Origin of the sequence: Pseudomonas sp. GM33, from assembly GCF_000282295.1 — a bacterium.
Lineage (GTDB): Bacteria > Pseudomonadota > Gammaproteobacteria > Pseudomonadales > Pseudomonadaceae > Aquipseudomonas > Aquipseudomonas laurylsulfatiphila.
On the sequence record NZ_AKJO01000105.1, the window covers coordinates 1 to 17,507 of the forward strand.

15 protein-coding genes are annotated in these 17,507 nt (G+C 60.4%); 9 read left to right on the forward strand and 6 right to left on the reverse strand.

The genetic code is table 11. The features are described 5' to 3' along the window. A partial coding sequence (locus tag PMI26_RS09840; protein WP_007976498.1) for an ABC transporter substrate-binding protein occupies window positions 1-938 on the reverse strand: 938 nt, incomplete at its 3' end. Between the two features lie 522 nt (window positions 939-1,460). On the opposite strand from PMI26_RS09840, the gene PMI26_RS09835 reads away from it, so the two are divergent. After that, window positions 1,461-3,119 (forward strand): nitrite/sulfite reductase, encoded by a 1,659-nt coding sequence (locus PMI26_RS09835; RefSeq protein WP_007976502.1) that lies wholly within the window; start codon window positions 1,461-1,463, stop codon window positions 3,117-3,119. Next, on the forward strand, window positions 3,103-3,597 hold the full coding sequence (locus PMI26_RS09830; RefSeq protein WP_007976503.1) for a DUF934 domain-containing protein: 495 nt from the start codon (window positions 3,103-3,105) through the stop codon (window positions 3,595-3,597). The genes PMI26_RS09835 and PMI26_RS09830 overlap by 17 nt, the downstream gene beginning before the upstream one ends. Before the next feature lie 52 nt (window positions 3,598-3,649). On the opposite strand, the gene PMI26_RS09825 is transcribed toward PMI26_RS09830, so the two are convergent. Continuing rightward, the gene (locus PMI26_RS09825; protein WP_007976505.1) at window positions 3,650-7,537 is read right to left on the reverse strand and encodes a dermonecrotic toxin domain-containing protein; all 3,888 of its coding nucleotides are present in this window, start codon (window positions 7,535-7,537) and stop codon (window positions 3,650-3,652) included. Window positions 7,538-8,074: 537 nt separating this feature from the next. Next, entirely contained in the window at window positions 8,075-9,097 is a 1,023-nt protein-coding gene (sohB, locus tag PMI26_RS09820; protein ID WP_007976507.1) for a protease SohB, read from the reverse strand. Between the two features lie 201 nt (window positions 9,098-9,298). On the opposite strand from sohB, the gene PMI26_RS09815 reads away from it, so the two are divergent. The 5 genes from PMI26_RS09815 to PMI26_RS09795 all read left to right on the forward strand — a co-directional run bounded on the left by PMI26_RS09815 (window position 9,299) and on the right by PMI26_RS09795 (window position 13,719). Beyond that, window positions 9,299-10,009: a histidine phosphatase family protein gene (locus tag PMI26_RS09815; RefSeq protein ID WP_007976509.1), complete on the forward strand. Its 711-nt coding sequence runs from the start codon at window positions 9,299-9,301 to the stop codon at window positions 10,007-10,009. A gap of 64 nt (window positions 10,010-10,073) precedes the next feature. Further along, on the forward strand, window positions 10,074-10,388 hold the full coding sequence (locus PMI26_RS09810; protein ID WP_007976511.1) for an SCP2 sterol-binding domain-containing protein: 315 nt from the start codon (window positions 10,074-10,076) through the stop codon (window positions 10,386-10,388). Between the two features lie 139 nt (window positions 10,389-10,527). Further along, window positions 10,528-11,391 (forward strand): LysR family transcriptional regulator, encoded by an 864-nt coding sequence (locus tag PMI26_RS09805; RefSeq protein WP_007976513.1) that lies wholly within the window; start codon window positions 10,528-10,530, stop codon window positions 11,389-11,391. Between the two features lie 106 nt (window positions 11,392-11,497). Then, window positions 11,498-12,643, forward strand: a complete 1,146-nt coding sequence (locus PMI26_RS09800; RefSeq protein ID WP_007976515.1) for a sterol desaturase/SRPBCC family protein — start codon at window positions 11,498-11,500, stop codon at window positions 12,641-12,643. Next, entirely contained in the window at window positions 12,640-13,719 is a 1,080-nt protein-coding gene (locus tag PMI26_RS09795; RefSeq protein WP_007976516.1) for an SMP-30/gluconolactonase/LRE family protein, read from the forward strand. The genes PMI26_RS09800 and PMI26_RS09795 overlap by 4 nt, the downstream gene beginning before the upstream one ends. A 140-nt stretch (window positions 13,720-13,859) precedes the next feature. Here PMI26_RS09795 and PMI26_RS31635 read toward each other — a convergent pair whose 3' ends face one another. Continuing rightward, complete coding sequence (locus PMI26_RS31635; RefSeq protein ID WP_007976519.1) at window positions 13,860-14,021, reverse strand: hypothetical protein; 162 nt, start codon at window positions 14,019-14,021, stop codon at window positions 13,860-13,862. 109 nt (window positions 14,022-14,130) lie between these two features. Next, entirely contained in the window at window positions 14,131-14,364 is a 234-nt protein-coding gene (locus PMI26_RS09790; RefSeq protein WP_007976522.1) for a DUF465 domain-containing protein, read from the reverse strand. Between PMI26_RS09790 and PMI26_RS31465 the strand changes: the two genes are divergently transcribed. Together PMI26_RS31465 and PMI26_RS09785 are read left to right on the forward strand one after the other, a co-directional pair. Further along, entirely contained in the window at window positions 14,363-14,539 is a 177-nt protein-coding gene (locus PMI26_RS31465) for a hypothetical protein (RefSeq protein WP_157222280.1), read from the forward strand. The two genes, PMI26_RS09790 and PMI26_RS31465, sit on opposite strands and share 2 nt — an antisense overlap. Before the next feature lie 43 nt (window positions 14,540-14,582). Beyond that, window positions 14,583-15,104, forward strand: coding sequence for a DUF4142 domain-containing protein (locus PMI26_RS09785; RefSeq protein WP_007976525.1), 522 nt, complete (start codon window positions 14,583-14,585; stop codon window positions 15,102-15,104). A 175-nt stretch (window positions 15,105-15,279) separates the two neighbouring features. Here PMI26_RS09785 and PMI26_RS09780 read toward each other — a convergent pair whose 3' ends face one another. Beyond that, on the reverse strand, window positions 15,280-17,391 hold the full coding sequence (locus tag PMI26_RS09780; RefSeq protein WP_007976527.1) for a hybrid sensor histidine kinase/response regulator: 2,112 nt from the start codon (window positions 17,389-17,391) through the stop codon (window positions 15,280-15,282). Between the last annotated feature and the right edge of the window lie 116 nt (window positions 17,392-17,507).

Below are 17,507 nucleotides of genomic sequence, written 5' to 3' on the forward strand. Positions count from 1 at the left end.
AACGGAATCTGGCGGTCACGCCCGCCGTACTGGCTGATGTCCACGCCTTCATCGTAGTCATGCAATTGCACCAGCGCCCAGCCACCCAGACTGAAGTGCCCGCCCAGCAACACGCTCAGGCGACGGTCCAGCAGTGCCTGCAACGCCGCGGGTGAATTGTTGATCGCGCCGAACAGTACGCCTTTGCCTGGCTCTCCACCGGCCTCGACATACGCCTGCATCACACCGAACGCCATCTCGTCGTTCGCGGCCCAGACCAGCGACGTCTGCGGGTAGCGCTTGAACAACAGCCTGGCCTGCTCGTAGGCGCGTTGCCGGGTCCAGCCGCCGTACACCAACTGGCGCAAACGCACCTCCGGGTGCTCGGCCAAGGCGCGCCGCAGGCCTTTTTCGCGATACTGCGCGGACGGGGTGATCTTCAAACCGGAAAAGGCCAGCAGTTCAATCGTCTGGCCGGGGGCCACCGGACCGTGCTGCCGGATCAGTTCCTTGAGCATCAGGTAGCCGCCCTCTTCGTCATTGGGCACCAGGCTGCCGAGCAGATCGGGATACTTGTCAGGCCGCGCGCCAATCAGTTTCATCTGATCGGCCGTCAGGGCGTTGTTGACCATGAACAGCTTCACCCCGCTGCCTTTGGCCAGTCGCAGGATCTCGGGGGCGATGTATTGTTCGTTGACGAAGACCAGATAGTCGGGACGATGGTCGCCCTGAAGGGCTTCACGAGCCTGGCGAATGGTGTTTTCGGAGACGCGGTCGGAATACTGGACACGCAAGTCCATCCCCAGGTCCGTCGCCGCAGCCTGCATGAACTGCGAGTAACTCGACCAGAACGCTTCCGTTGGGGTTCCCGGATTCAGGAACAGCACTGACGCCGCTTGGGCACAAGGTCCCACGACCATACCCAGCGTCAGCAATACGCCATACAGAAACTTCAACATTGGTCGTCCGAGCCCCCGGAAATTCGCCGCGCATTATAGCCGGCGAACTTCCGTAGAACGGCGATTTTTCCGGTTTTTGTCGGACAATCGTCGGAACCGGGCCCGGACGGGTCGTTTATTGGTGGCTGACCCAGAAAACCGCCGTCCCTACGACCAGAATGATCAGGAACAAGATTGCCCAGGCATCTACGGTGCTATCGCTTTTCCGTGCTTTGGTTGGGTTGCTCATTGCATCGCCTCTTGTCGGTTTTATCGGTGATTGCATAAAGACTCGAGCAGAGTAAAGACGACGATTGCCCGCATCACAAACAGGGTCTTTGCAACAACGATTCTCATTAGGCGATTTGGTTCTTTACATATGCTCAAACATCACTTTTACGCATAACTGCAAACTGGTATCTTGCCCCGGCTCCGTAGGGAGTGCGCGGCCGTGCGCGCAGAATTGCCGAGGTTTTATCGGACGCCAGCCAGCCAAAAAACGCCGCTGTTTCCGACCGGCCCAAGCCTGAGAACAGGACTTATATGTACGTATACGACGAATACGATCAGCGGATCATCGAGGACCGCGTCAAGCAGTTCCGTGATCAGACCCGACGCTATCTGGCAGGCGAGCTGAGCGAAGAAGAATTCCGCCCCCTGCGCCTGCAAAATGGCCTTTATATCCAGCGTTTCGCACCGATGTTGCGAGTCGCCGTGCCTTACGGCCAACTGACTTCGCGGCAAATGCGAATGATGGCCAAAATCGCCCGGGACTACGACAAGGGCTACGCCCACATCAGTACCCGGCAGAACGTGCAGTTCAACTGGCCGGCCGTGGAAGACATTCCGGACATTCTCGCTGAACTGGCCACCGTGCAGATGCACGCTATCCAGACCAGCGGCAACTGCCTGCGCAACGTCACCACCGACCAGTTTGCCGGTGTCGCCGCCGACGAACTGATCGACCCGCGCCCTTGGTGCGAGATCGTGCGCCAGTGGACGACTTTCCACCCGGAATTCGCCTACCTTCCGCGCAAGTTCAAGATCGCCGTCAACGGTTCGACTTCCGACCGCGCCGCCATCGAAGTCCATGACATCGGCCTTGAGCCGGTGCACAACGCCGCTGGCGAACTGGGCTTCCGTGTGCTGGTCGGTGGTGGCCTGGGCCGTACGCCGGTGGTGGGGGCATTCATCAACGAGTTCCTGCCATGGCAAGACCTGTTGAGCTACCTCGACGCCATCCTGCGGGTCTACAACCGCTATGGCCGTCGTGACAACAAGTACAAGGCGCGGATCAAGATTCTGGTGAAAGCGCTGACGCCTGAAGTCTTCGCGCAGAAAGTCGACGCGGAAATGGAGCACCTGCGCGGTGGCCAGACCACGCTGACCGAAGCCGAAGTGCAGCGAGTCGCCAAACATTTCGTCGACCCGGACTACAAGGCGCTGGACAACCAGTGCGCCGCCCTGGCCGATCTCGACCTGCAGCACCCGGGCTTCGCCCGCTGGCGCGCACGCAACACCCTGGCCCACAAGAAACCGGGCTACGTGGCCGTGACCTTGTCCCTCAAGCCTACCGGCGTTGCACCGGGCGACATCACCGACAAACAGCTCGACGCCGTGGCCGACCTGGCCGAGCGTTACAGCTTCGGTCAACTGCGCACCTCCCACGAGCAGAACATCATTCTGGCCGACGTCGAGCAGGACAAGCTGTTCGTCCTGTGGGGCGAACTGCGCGAGCAAGGCTTCGCCACGCCAAACATCGGCTTGCTGACCGACATCATCTGCTGCCCCGGTGGCGACTTCTGCTCCCTGGCCAACGCCAAGTCGATCCCGATCGCCGAATCGATCCAGCGTCGTTTCGACGACCTGGACTACCTGTTCGACATCGGCGAGCTGGACCTGAACATCTCCGGTTGCATGAACGCTTGCGGCCACCACCACGTGGGCCACATCGGCATCCTCGGGGTGGACAAGAAAGGCGAAGAGTTCTATCAGGTTTCCCTCGGCGGCAGCGCCAGCCGTGACGCCAGCCTGGGCAAGATCCTCGGCCCGTCCTTTGCCCAGGAAGCCATGCCTGACGTGATCGAAAAGCTGATCGACGTGTACATCGAACAACGTACCGAAGACGAACGCTTCATCGACACCTATCAGCGTATTGGTATCGACCTCTTCAAGGAGCGTGTCTATGCAGCGAATCATTAAGAACAACGAGGTCGTCGACGAGACCTGGCACCTGCTGCCCAAGGACTTCAGCATCGACGAAATCACCAACTGCGACGACTACATCGTCCCGTTGCAGTTGTGGCGCGAACACAGCCGTATGCTCCTGGCCCGCGATGGTGGCCTGGGCATCTGGCTTGACGCCGATGAAGAAGCCGAGGAAATCGGTGAAGACGTCGCGCAGTTCCAGGTCATTGCCCTGAACTTCCCGGCATTCACCGATGGCCGCAACTACTCCAACGCCCGCCTGCTGCGTGACCGCTACGGCTTCAAGGGGGAATTGCGGGCCATTGGCGACGTGCTGCGTGACCAGTTGTTCTACATGCATCGCTGTGGTTTCGACGCGTTCGCCATTCGCCCCGACAAGGATCCGCACGAAGCCCTGGAAGGTCTCAAGGACTTCTCGGTGACCTATCAGGCCGCGACCGACGAACCGCTGCCGCTGTTCCGTCGCCGCTGACCGTCACCCCTTGAACCCCGACCCCGGGGTTCAAGGGGTTTTACCCTTCGCGCTAGAACACCGGATGATCCGCCAGTGGAATCGGCCGCCCCATGGCCACCCAGTCACGGTACAGCCGGACTCGATCTTCCAGCACCATGAACAACCTGAACGGGTTTTCCGCATCACCAACCCGCGTATCGACACTCTGACGCAACCAGCCCCACAACTCTTCTGACGTATCCGCTTCGTGCAGCAAGCGCCACACGCGCGCCTGCAGCGACCGATAGCCGACCTGGAAATCCGCCGTCAGGCGCAATCCATCCATGACCCGCAGCAATGCACTGCCCGATGGCTTGAGGGCCAGTCGTTGCCAGATCTGTTGCCGTGCCTCGCGCATTCCTTCATCGCCCTCCTCCAGCCAGGGCGTCGCACTTCCGTAATCGGCACCCGGTTCACTCAGCCACAGATTGATGCCGGTACGCTCGCGATGATCGACCAGGCGCAGCAAGGTGTCTTCATCCGTCAGCGGATTACCCCACAGTTTCACCCGGTCCCGGGAGACCGCCTGATTCACTATCGATTGGGGAACCCGGCTGATCCGGTTGCCTCGCAAGTCGAGCGAGGTGAGGTACGGCTGATCGGCGATGCCCACCGGGCAACGGCTGATCCCGGTGTTTCTCAGGTTCAATACACGCAACTCCTTGAGCCCCAGGACAACGGGCGGGACGGTCAGAGGGTTGTCACTCAGGTCCAGCGTTTGCAAGCTCACCAGGTCACCAAACTGTGCAGCCGTGTTCTCCTGAAACTGCAGCAAAGTGCTGCTCAGGTTCAGCGTAGTGAGACGGGTCATTTGCCGAATCGGTTGAGGCAGCACACCTTCCAGTACGCCGTCGGCGTTGAGTAGACGCAGGTCGACACGCTCCAGGTTCAGGGAACGCAAGTTTGGAAAACTTTCGAGAAAGGCGCTCAGGCTATCTCGCTCGACCAGGTGCAGGCCCTGCATCGATAACTCGACGACCTCATTGAAGCGTACGTTCATCGTCGGCAACCGATGGTAGTCCTCGAAAGCCAGGTCCAGTCTGTACCCGGAGAACGCCTCACCCGCCATCACTCTATTGATCCGGGGCGGGCATTTTTGCCAGATGCTCATCAGTTCATCGCCCAGCTCGGTTCGAGTTTCACGCTCGTAATCGATCACGGTTTGCAGCAGTTGGACATTGTGCGCCGCCACCTGTCCCAGGGTCATTCCCTCTGCTTCATCATCGCTAACGGACAGAAAATCGATGTCCATGTCATCGGCATCCAGCACGGACTGGTCGATCCACTGGCGCAGATCGGCATGCAACTGCTGCATCTGCGCAATCAGGCGATCCACCAGTGCCTGAGCCCCGGCACCCGCCTCAAACAGCAATTCATCCGCCTGGGCATCGGTGAAATCCGGATACAGATCCTTGACCTGCAGACGCATGACTCCATGGGACAGCTCTGCGGCCTGTGGCGTGTTCGGGAAGCCGCCACCGCGCAATCCCCCGGCTTCGAAAGGCAACCGCGAATCCATTCGATTCAGGCCAAGGATCAACTCGGAACGGGCCAAGGCATGACCGCCAATGCGCAACCGCAACGCGCTGGCAGCATCCGGCGAGTGAAGCGACATCGCTGTACGTTCCTCCACGGACAAGAGGTCGAGCAGCGCGGTAAACAGATCCGAACCCTCGCCGTCGCTAGCCGCCACCGCAGTGTATCGATAGCGCTCGCCGACCTTGATCAAACGCCGGCAATCCGTGGATTCGAGCGGACCGCAGCGGTCGAGGACACGGCCACTGATTGCCCCGTCGAGTACCTCTATACGCAGGTCTTGCGGCCAGTCGGGCAGGCGCTGCAAGGAGTGCAGTGCCAGGACATCGGTTTCGGGGTTCCGGACCGAACGCAAGTACAAGCCTTCATAGGCCCGGTTGAGTCGTACATGCTGTTGGTAGTCTCGCGATTTGTTGTCCAGTCGCTTGAGCAATTGCAGCGCCTCGTCAGCGTCGAAGGGCCGATGGATGTCGACTCCCGAACGGTCGAGGATTTGCTCCACGGCGCCTTTCGGCAATCCTGGGTATTCGCGCTGAAACAGGCGAACCCATTCCCGCTCCGAGTGCTGGAGCGCCTGATAGCGGGCGTTGAACAATCCGGCTCGCGCTTGCGCATCGGTGACACCTTCGAGTTCCTGATCGAGCTTGAAGCGGGTGATGGTATCGGCCAGCAGCGGCGTTGGCGGGCGACCTGCCTGCATCAGGCGCAGCATATCGTCGTCGACCGTGCTGACCCGGGCGATCTGCCCCAGTACCTCATCAGTGAAAGCCGCATGGGGTGCGCAAACCTCACGCAACAGCGCTACGCGGGTCGACACCGGCGCCGGAATCGATCCGGCTACGGGCTTGGCCAGCGTACCGGGATGCGGCTCACTCGCGGGCTCTCCGGGCTCGTGCAGAATTCCGGCGATTTTTTCTTCGCCTTTGAGTCCCACCACGGCCCCGACCAGCGGGAGCGCATTGAGCAAGCCGAACACGCTGCGCGTCACGCCCTCTGAGCGCTGCTCTGGAGTCTTGCCGTTGATGGCCTGATCAAGGCCATAACCGGCGTCGATCAGGCCGGCCAGCACCAGGACGCCCTCGCCTCCCGGAATGAACAATGCCAATGGCCCCAACCGGTTGATCCAGCGCACCAGCGGCTCCACCACCGCGCTCAGGTTGTCGCGATTGACCTGGGCATCGTCACGGATGGTTTTGACGCTGGCCATCGAGGCCTGCTTCATGGTCAGCACCAGTTGCGCGAACGGATCGGTGCCGGAGGGAGCGCGCTCAAGATCGATGTAATCCTGCGGGTCCCAGAAACCGTCATCATTGAAGAGCCCGGCGCTCCTTTTCAGCCAGTGTTCCTTCGGGTAAACCGCCATGCCCTCCAACGCGGTCGACACGCCCGCATGGAAGGTGCCGTCTTCCCGATCGTTCTCGGCAAAATGCGCGAGCAGCGCCTGGCGTGTGGCCGGCACCCGGCCCTGGGCCACGATCCATTGGCGCAGGTGCCGCCAGTCAGTGAATTCGTGCAAGGGTGAGGAGTTGCCCGGGATATTCAGCAGGACCCGGCCGCTGTGACGGTGGCGATAACACCAGATATCGTCCGACGTGTAGCGATAGATCGTCAGCCGACCGGCCTCGATCGGCGCGCTGACACGCGTCGGCGCCTGTAGCTGATCGAGGGTCAGCGCACTCCATGCCTGCCCCGCTGGCAAGCCGGCGGCCTGCATGGCCAGGGCCAGGCCTTCCTGACTCAAACTGCCCTCCTGGTGTTGCAGGCAGGCGCTCATGATAAAGGCGGCCTTGGCCGAGGTTCTCAGGTCGTAAGGCTGCGCCTGGACGATTCGCTTGTCAGAGGGCCAGGTGCGATCAAGGTATGCCTGATAGCGGGTTTGCAAATCCAGCTCCCACACCCACTGTTTGAACGCCGCCGGCCTGAGGGCAATTTGCGTTGCCGGTCCATACACCTGGGGCGTGGTCTGGCGATAGATGCCTTCGTAGGTATGGTGGTTGCCATTGCCGTGGTCGGCGAACTCATCGACATGCTCCACGATGCGAATGGACGGGCCGACATCGGGTGGTGTGTACAAGCCAAACGCGCTTTCGGCGAAGCGCCCGTCGCCGACTGTCTGGTAATTCTCCAGCAACGCCTGGACCAGTGTTTGGGTACTTGCCACCTGTCCTTGCTCGATGCCGTCCTGCGGCGGGTGCCCGCGGTAGCGGTAATCCAGGGTGACCAACAGCGCGGTTTGCGGGTCGATGTCTTGCCCCCATTTCTCCTTGATCAACTGCGCACCGAACTGCTCGGGAGACTGCGGTAAAGCCGCGCTCACCACAGACTGCAGTGTTTCGCGCAGAGGCGCAGGCTGGGGATTTAGCGGTGTCTGAAGGTCATTCATGTGCATTCCATGGCAACTATTTTTGGAACACCAACATAACCAGCCGCCGCGTTGCCGAAAGCAGGAACGATCGCCTGCCGACTACAGAGATTTCGCCGCGCCGTGGAAGACATCGGGCAGGCGTTCGCAGGCAAAACAAGGTTCCCGGGAACCTGTAGGAGCCAGCCTGCTGGCGATGGACTCCTATGCGCCGCGTTCATCCGGCTCACACGCGTTATCGTTAACGACCATCGCTGGCAAGCCAGCTCCTACCGATAATTGAAGAAGGCACAAATGCCGAAGTGCTTGAGGGCATCACGCTGCGCGGTTTATCCCGTTCAGCGAGCTGTTCTGAAACGGCATGAACCCTGTAGGAGCTGCCGCAGGCTGCGATCTTTTGATGTTGTCTTTCAAGATCAAAAGATCGCAGCCTGCGGCAGCTCCTACAAGGGACCGTGCCCACGCTGAAAATGACGTGCCCTCCAAACCAGTGAAAACACCCCATAAAAAACCGGGGCAAATGCCCCGGCTGGATGTTGGGCGATATTTTCTGGCCCGTTACCAGAAACGTTGCTGGGTCAAACGGCTCCACCAACTCAACAGCACGCGATCGACCGAGCCGCTGGCGGCCATGCCGATGCGCTCCGGCAGGCTTTTGCGTTCGGCGTAATGCAAGTGATAGAGCTCGGACTTGCTGGCGCGCTCGGCGAGGTATTCATCGCTGGTCTTGAGTTCGTCGACCAGGTGCTTGTCCAGCGCCGCGACGCCCAGCCAGATTTCGCCCGTGGCCACTTCATCGATCGCCAGTTGCGGGCGATAGCGCGACACGAAGTTCTTGAACAGTTGATGGGTGATGTCCAGGTCTTGCTGGAACTTCTCCCGGCCCTTCTCGGTGTTTTCGCCAAACACGGTCAGGGTACGTTTGTATTCACCGGCGGTCAGCACTTCGAAATCGATGTCGTGCTTTTTCAGCAGGCGATTGACGTTGGGCAACTGCGCCACCACGCCAATCGAGCCGAGGATCGCGAACGGTGCGCTGATGATCTTCTGGCCGATGCACGCCATCATGTAACCACCGCTGGCCGCAACCTTGTCGATGCACACGGTCAGGGGCACGCCGGCTTCGCGGATACGCGCCAGTTGCGAAGAAGCGAGGCCGTAGCTGTGAACCATGCCGCCGCCGCTTTCCAGACGCAGGACCACTTCGTCCTTGGGGGTGGCGAGGGTCAGCAAGGCCGTGATTTCGTGGCGCAGGCTCTCGGTGGCCGAAGCCTTGATATCGCCGTTGAAATCGAGCACGAACACCCGGGGTTTTACCTCGGTTTTTTTCTTCTGCTTCTTGTCGGTCTTGGCCTGGGTCTTGCGCAGGGCCTTGAGCTGGTCCTTGTCGAGCAAGGTTTGCTCCAGGCGTTCGCGCAGCCCTTTGTAGAAATCATTCAGCTTGCTGACCTGCAACTGGCCGGACGACTTGCGCCGCCCCTTGCTGCGCAGGGCCGCAAAACTGGCCAAGACCACCAGGATGGCGATCACCAGGGTCACGGTCTTGGCCAGAAAAATGGCGTACTCGGAAAAAAACTCCACGGGGACTCCTCAAACGATGCGCGGCTTGAACGCGCGCGGGATACCTCCAGCATACCCATGCGCCGACCTTGCGACCAGCCGTGAAACCTCTGGCAACGGGCCTGTAACGAGCATTTCAAACAAGCGTATGTTTTTTCATTGACAGCTCACCGTCATCCTCATAACCTCGCCAAACCTTCAACGTACCGGGATGACGCGGACGTGGGCAGTATCTATTTGATTCGACATGGCCAGGCCTCCTTCGGTGCAGACGACTACGACGTCCTGTCGCCGACCGGCATCCGTCAGGCGGAAATCCTTGGCCGGCACCTGGCCGAACTCGGGATCAGCTTCGACCGCTGCCTGGCAGGGGATCTGCGCCGCCAGCAGCACACGGCCAACAGCGCGCTGGAACAATTCGCCGCGGTGGGCCTGCCGGTGCCGCTGCTGGAAACCGACTCCGCCTTCAACGAATTCGACGCCGACGCGGTGATCCGCGCGCTGTTGCCGGCCATGTTGCCGGACGAACCCGAAGCGCTGAACATCTTGCGCAACGCCGCACAAAACCGTGGTGAGTTCCAGCGCATCTTCGCCCTGATCATCGAACGCTGGCTCGCCGGTACCTACGACACACCGGGCCTGGAAAGCTGGCTGGGGTTTGTCGAGCGGGTGCGGGCCGGCTTGCATCGCATCCTCGACCAGGCCGACAACACCCAGAAAATCGCCGTGTTCACTTCCGGCGGCACCATCACCGCCCTGCTCCATCTGATTACGCAAATACCTGCCCGGCAGGCCTTTGAATTGAACTGGCAAATCGTCAACACCTCGCTCAACCAGCTGAAGTTTCGTGGTCGCGAGGTGTCGCTGGCTTCCTTCAACAGTCATGCGCACCTGCAACTGTTAAAGGCCCCGGAACTCATCACGTTTCGCTGAGTCCGGACTATTGTGACCCTGGCTGTAATCACCCAGCTCTTATTACCCAAGAAAGGATCGAACCATGACCTCCGTAGCAGACGCCGTACAAGCAATGAAAGCCAAGTTCAACCCAGCCGCTGCTGCCGGTCTGGACCTGGTCTTTGGTTTCCGCATCGACGACACCAAGAACTTCTCGCTGATCGTCAAGAACAGCACTTGCGAGCTGCAGGAAGGCGAGAACCCGGACGCCCAGGTGACTCTGGTGATGGACGGCGAAACCCTGGAAGGCATCGTCGACGGTTCGACTGACGGCATGCAAGCGTTCATGGGCGGCAAACTGCGCGCTGAAGGCGACATGATGCTGGCCATGAAACTGTCCGAGCTGTTCCCGTCGTAAGCACCTGGCTCCCGGCCTTCGGGAGCGTGCCTGCTGCAAACGAATCCCGCCCTTAGTGGCGGGATTCGTCGTTTTTGCCCCCTCGCCACAGGTTCGGTGGTGATCTTACAATGTCCGCACTTTCGACACCGGCCACCCCATGGACATCGACCTCGCCCGCACTTTCCTCGAAATCGTCCGCCATGGCAGCCTGGCTGCCGCCGCGCAAAAGCTCCATGTCACCCAGACCGCGATCACCGCAAGGGTGCAGAAACTCGAGAGCCAACTGGGCAGTACCCTGTTCGTGCGCAACCGTGCCGGCGCTCGCCTGACGCCCAACGGTGAAGCGTTCGTGGTGTACGCCAATCAACTGGTGCAAACCTGGGACGCCGCGCGGCGTGATCTGCCCTTGCCCGAGGGTTATCGCGATGTGCTGCACATCGGTGGCGAGGTAAGCCTGTGTAACCCGCTGATGCTCGGCTGGGCCGGCGCAATCCGCAAGCACATCCCCAGCCACGCCCTGCGCATGGAAATCCATGACGGCGAAAACCTCCTGCGCCAACTGGAGTTGGGCGTTCTGGATGCCGCGCTGGTGTATCAGCCCGAGTATTGGCCGCGTTTGCAGGTCGAGCAGGTGCTCGAAGAAAAACTGATTCTCGTGCGCCTGGCCGACAGGCCCGATCCTTATGTGTACATCGATTGGGGCGCCGAATTCCGGCGCCAGCACGATGCCGCCCTGCCGGAAAAGGCCAAGGCTGCGCTGAGCTTCAATCTTGGCCCGTTGGGCTTGCAGTACCTTCTAGAAAACGGCGGCAGTGGTTACTTCCGCACCCGTGTCGTGCAAAGTTATCTCGATAGCGGCGCCCTGGTACGGGTGCCCAAGGCTCCGGAATTCAGTTACCCGACCTATCTGGTCTACTCCCGCGATCGTGACTCGCCGACGCTGCAACGCGCCTTCGACCTGCTGCGCGAGGTGATCGATTCCGACGAAGACTGGTCGCAACGCTGGGACCCGCTGACCTGAGACCGGTTTGCACCGGATCATGGCCGTTGTGTCCTCAAGGTTCGCCCCGCCAAAACAGCGGAATCGACTAATCTGCAGGAGATAACAATAACGACAGGTGATTGCAGTGAGGCAGACCACCGAAGGATTCCGCAGCCGTTACCGCGCCGCCATTCATCCGCTCTACAACCCTTGGCTTCACGGCGCTTTTGTCCTGTTGTTCGGGGCGCTGGCGATCAGCGCTTTCTGGAGCAACGTGCATCAGGTACAGCCAAGGGAATGGCTTGCGGTACCCGTCACGCTGCTTGTGTTCAACCTCGGCGTGTACGTGGTGCATCGCCACCTGGGGCACCATAAAAAGCGCTTCGCCCGGCTGTTTTATGCCCGTCACGCCGGCGACCACCACAGTTTTTTCACCCCTGGCCACATGACCTACGACAGCGCCCGCGACTGGCGGGTGATCCTGTTTCCGGCCTGGCTGATCGTACTGCACACACTCGCCGTGGCCCTGCCCCTCTGGTGGCTGCTCAAGCACATCGATAGCAACGTCGCCGGACTGGTCGGCGGCGTTCTTGTCCTCGGCTACCTGGCTTATGAAGTCTTCCATGCCTGCGAGCATCTGCCGTCGCACAATCCGCTCACACGGCTGCCGTGGATCCGCCAGATGCGCCGGCTTCACGAACTGCACCACCGCCGCGAACGGATGCAGGAGCGCAATTTCAACATCGTTTTCCCGCTGATGGACTACCTGTTCGGCACCCTCTATTGGGAGCCGGAACCTGCGCCGCTCAACCCGACGAGAACGCCCATGACCCGCATGCAGCATCAGATTGTCATTGCCGGACACCCGATCGATGTATTGGCCTACGCCAGCACCGTGACCCTTTGGCCGCAATGGCACCCGTCGTCGCTGCATATCGACGGGCCAAAAGGTCCATTGCAGGCCGGCGCACGTTTCGAGGAAGACATCCGTGCCGGCGGCCGTGAAGGACACTTGAGCTGGGAAGTGGCGCAGTACCTGCCCGGCCAGCGCTGGAGCGCACGTGCCCAGGGTGACCACGGGCTGTCGCTGGTGGTGACCTACGAATGCGAAGCCCTGGGTAAGGACACACGTTTCGTCCGCACCCTGGAATACCGATTCAGCGGTCTGGCGATGCGGATTGCCAACCGGTTGTTGCTCAAGCGGCGCATCGACCGGGAATCGGTGGCGTCGATGCAAGCATTGCGCGAGATGGCGCAGAAATACCTGGTGGCAACCGGAGTCAACGCGTGAGCAGAATCCTCAAATGCCTGCTGCTGGTCATTGTCGTCATCGGCGCCTTCCTGCTGCTGATGCCGACCAAGGTGCGACCGGTGGCCTGGACGCCACAACCCGCGCCGTCCCTCTCCAGCGGCATCTACGCCGACAATCAGCGCCTAAAAGGCATGGAGCGCGTCGGTGCCGCCGACATCGACGGGCCGGAAGCCCTGCTGCTGGAAAACGACACGCTCATCACCGGCCTGCACGACGGGCGCCTGATCCGCACCAGCCTGGATGGCAAGACCACCAAAGTCCTGGCCGACACCGGTGGCCGGCCATTGGGCCTGGCCCGGCATCCCAATGGTCTGCTGGTGATCGCCGATGCCGTCAAGGGTTTGTTGTCCCTCGACGCCCAGGGTCGCCTGGTGGCCTTGACCACAGAGGCCGGCGGCGTTCCCTTCGGTTTTACCGATGATGTGGTCATCGACAAACCCGGTCACTACGCTTATTTCAGCGACGCTTCGAGCCGCTTCGGTTATGGCCACGACGGTGAGGCCGTGCTCGAACACGGTGGTGACGGTCGATTGCTGCGCTACGACTTCCAGACCGGCAAAACGGCGGTTGTGCTGGACAAGCTGGAGTTTGCCAACGGCGTGGCTCTGGGACCGGACGATGCCTACGTGCTGGTCAATGAAACCGGCGCCTACCGCATCAGCCGCTATTGGCTCAGCGGCCCCAAGGCCGGTACTCAAGACCTGTTCATCGACAACCTGCCGGGCCTGCCGGACAACCTGTCGTTCAATGGTCACGACAGGTTCTGGGTAGCATTGTATGCCCCCCGAAACGCCCTGCTCGATGGCACGGCTGCGCATCCGTTCGTGCGCAAAATGATCGTGCGAGCCATGACTGTCCTGCCCAAACCCGTGGAAAAGCGCGGGTTCGCCCTGGGCCTGGACCTTGAAGGCAAAGTGATCGCCAATCTGCAGGACGGCAGCAGCGACAACTACTCTCCGATCACCACGGTGCGCGAGTATGGGGACTGGTTGTATTTCGGTTCACTGAAGGCGCAGAACATGGCGCGGTTGCCTTTGAGCAAGGCGTTGCAATGATCTGTTGAGTTCAACCAAGCACCAATGTGGGAGCGAGCTTGCTCGCGATGGCGCCCGACCAGTCCGCATTTATATCGACTGACCCACCGCTATCGTCGGAACGCCGCCCGGAGCAAGCTCGCTCCCACAGGGGACGGTGTTCATTCTGGATCGTTGTCGACACCTTCATCGTCCGGCCATTCATCGATGCCCGGTTCTTCCTCAGGATTGACCGTGGTGTGTTCGGGGCTCAGCGGTTCGGGATGAGTGGGTATCGGGTCGTAGCCACCCTGTTGTTCACTGGGATATTTGGGCTGGGTCATGAGGCACCTCGTTGAGAGCCGTAATATCGGTCTCTGAGCATTCGAGGTGCCGGTTCTGGTGGCCGTTCCAACTTTCCAGTCACCGATCGTCGGTGGCAGGCACGCTGGATCAGGACCGCAACTGGAGTTGTTTGACGATCTTGTCCTTGACCTCCAAGCGCTTCGCCTTGAGCTTCGTCACCGCATCATCGCTGGATTTGGCTTCCTCCGCTTTCACCACATCGGCATCAGCCTGGGAATACTTGTTGATCAGTGAATCCAGTAACGGATCCTTGGTGCGTTTCTGCTGGATTTCTTCCTTTGTGCAACTCAGATCCTGAAAAAGGTCATGGGGCACCGGCATGGAACACCTCCGTTTGTTAATCGGTAGCAAACGCCGACTGATTGCGTTCACCAACTATCAGAATGGCCTCGGTTGGCCCATTCTGTCGACCACCTGTCAGACCAGCGGTGCCCGTTCGTCGTCCTGTCGCAATTGCGATAAAACCTTTGTCTGCGCCGTCGCCTCCACCGGTTAACGATCACTCGATCACCTATGGAAACCTGTGTGGAGAATCACCAATGGACAGACTCAACGTACGTCACCTGGCCCTGGTTATCGCAATGAGCAGCTGCATGGGCAGTGCCCTGGCTGCCACTTCCAATGACTTTGTCGACAAAGCGGCCGCCGGCGGCATCGCCGAAGTCGAGAGCAGCCGGCTGGCCCTGGAAAAAAGTGCATCGGCCGACGTCAAGAAATTCGCCAACATGATGATTACCGATCATTCCAAGGCCAACCATGACCTGGCCGCCCTGGCGAAAAAATTCGACATCGAAGTGCCGGACAGCACGACGCTGACCAAGCAAGCCAAGGAAAAAATCCTCGACATGCGCGACGAATCCTTCGACGCGGCCTATGCCGACAACCAGGTCAAGGCCCATGAAGAAACCATCGACCTGTTCAAGAAAGAAGCCAATACGGTGACGGACGACCGGGTCAAAGGCGCCACCGAGCTCAAGGGCTTTGCGCAAAAAATGCTGCCGACGCTGGAAAAACACCTGAAAATGGCGAAAAAACTCCAGGCCGCCCATCCGAGCAAATAACTGCGTCATCCATGGTACTGATGGGAGAGTGTTTCCCTGTAGGAGCTGCCGCAGGCTGCGATCTTTTGATCTTGATCTTCCGCCCCCTTCTACATTGTCAAAAATCAAAATCAAAAGATCGCAGCCTTCGGCAGCTCCTACAGGCCGAGCGTTAGCTCGCCCACAGGGACTTGTGTCAGCCGCCAAGAACTGTCCGCACCATTTGCGTCAACGCTTCAGCACTGTAGGGTTTGCTGAGCAAATGGGTATCCGGACTAAGCTGGTGATTGCGCGAGATGATGTCGCGGGTATGCCCCGAAGTGAACAGCACCGCCACCGGCGGCTCCTGCACCTTGGCCCAGGCCGCCAGATCCGAACTCTTGATCAGGCCGGGCATGACCACGTCGGTGAATATCAGGTCCACCGTCACCCCATCCAGCAACATTTGCATGGCGACGTCTGCGTTGGCGGCCGTGAGGACTTGATAACCCTCCTCGCCCAGCAACTCCACCGCCGACACTCTCACAGCCTCATTGTCCTCGACCACCAGGATGCGTTCGTGCCCGCCCCGTTGCGGTAAATCGGGACCCGGCCTTTCACTGGTTACCGCGCGCAGGGTACGCGGAAAGTACAATTGCACCCGGGTCCCCCGCCCCACGTCACTGGCGATTTCGATATGACCGCCACTCTGCTTGACGAAGCCAAACACCATGCTCAAGCCCAAGCCGGTGCCCTGCCCGTCTGCCTTGGTGGTGAAGAACGGCTCGAACGCCTGGGCCAGCACTTGCGGCGGCATGCCGACGCCGGTATCCGTCACGGACACCCGCACATAGTCCCCCGGGGCAATGCCCCTACCGGCGCAAAACGTGCGATCGAGGACAATGTTTTCCGCGCACAGGTCAATCCTGCCCTCGCCTTGAAGGGCGTCACGGGCATTGATCGCCAGATTGAGAATGGCGTTTTCCAGTTGGTTGCGATCGACAAACACATTCCAGGAGTCTTCGGGTGCCGTCATGTGCACCTGAAGGGTTTCACCCAGGGCACGCAGCAACAACTCCGCCAGGCCATCGAAAATCTGCCGCAATGTGAAGACCGCGGGCGACAAGGGTTGGCGGCGGGCGAACGCCAGCAATTGCGAGGACAGTTTGGCACCGCGCTCGACGGCGGCAATTGACGCCGAGACCCGACGCTGCACATTGGCATTACCCCGCTCATGGCGCGCCAGCAAGTGCAGGTTACCGGCGATCACTTGCAACAGGTTGTTGAAGTCATGGGCCACACCGCCCGTGAGGCCGCCGATGGCTTCCAGCTTCTGTGACTGGCGCAATTGATCTTCCGCCGCCAGCCGCGCCTCGACTTCATCGGCCACCCGCTGCTCCAGGTTGCGGGTGAACTTGAGCAAGGACTCTTCGGCAGTCTTGCGTTCGTGGATGTCGATCAGCACGCCAGGAAAACGAAACGCCTCGCCCTGTTCATTGAACTCGCAACAGCCACTGGCGAGTATCCAGAGGTAACTGCCGTCGGGGCGCTGGATCCGGTATTCGACGTTGTAGGGCTCGCCCGTCTCCACCGACAATCTGACGCGTTCCCGGACCCAACTGCGGTCATCCGGATGGATGCGGCTTTCTGCGGTTTCCTGGGACAGGTTTTCCAGGTCTTGCCCGAGGGGATAGGAAAACGTGCGGGCGAAACGCTCATCGCCCGACAGCACGTTGGCCTTGATGTCCCAGACAAAGGAGCCGAGCAATGCACCGGCGTTCAGCGCCAGGCGCACCCGTTCGTTGTCGGCGCGGTAGGCGTCTTCAGCCGCCTGTCGCCGACGTTCGGAGATCACCCGATCCGTGGTTTCCACCACCATGGCCATGACCCCGGCCGGGCGTCCGTCATCGTCGGCTACCGGGCTGTAGTACAGGTCCATCCAGACATCTTCCGGAACCCCGTCACGCAGCAGCACCAGTTCTTTGTTGCGAAAGGACAAGGTGCCGCCCGCCAGGCAGGTGTCGACCACGTGGCGATTGAATTCGGCGACCTCGGGCCAACCCAGTTCCACGGCGGAGCCGAGCAGGTACGGATGACGTCCACCGGCAAACTTGGAATAAGCGTCGTTATAGATCATGTACCCGGACTGGCCCCAGAGCATCACCATTGGCAGCGGCGAAGCGAGCATCAACTGCACCGCGCTGCTCAGGCTCCTGGACCATGAGTCGAGCGGGCCAAGTTCGGTCTGGCCCCAGTCGAACGCACGAATGCGCCCGGCCATTTCGCCGTTCCACCCGGCACACCCGTGGCTATCCGCTAGAAACTGCATCGGCTGGCTCTATCCCGGTAAATGGCACCCGTTTGTTTCGAGCATTCCGGGCGCGATTCGTTTCATAGAGGTATAGCTGATGCAATGAAATGGGTACCCCTGTAGGAGCTGCCGCA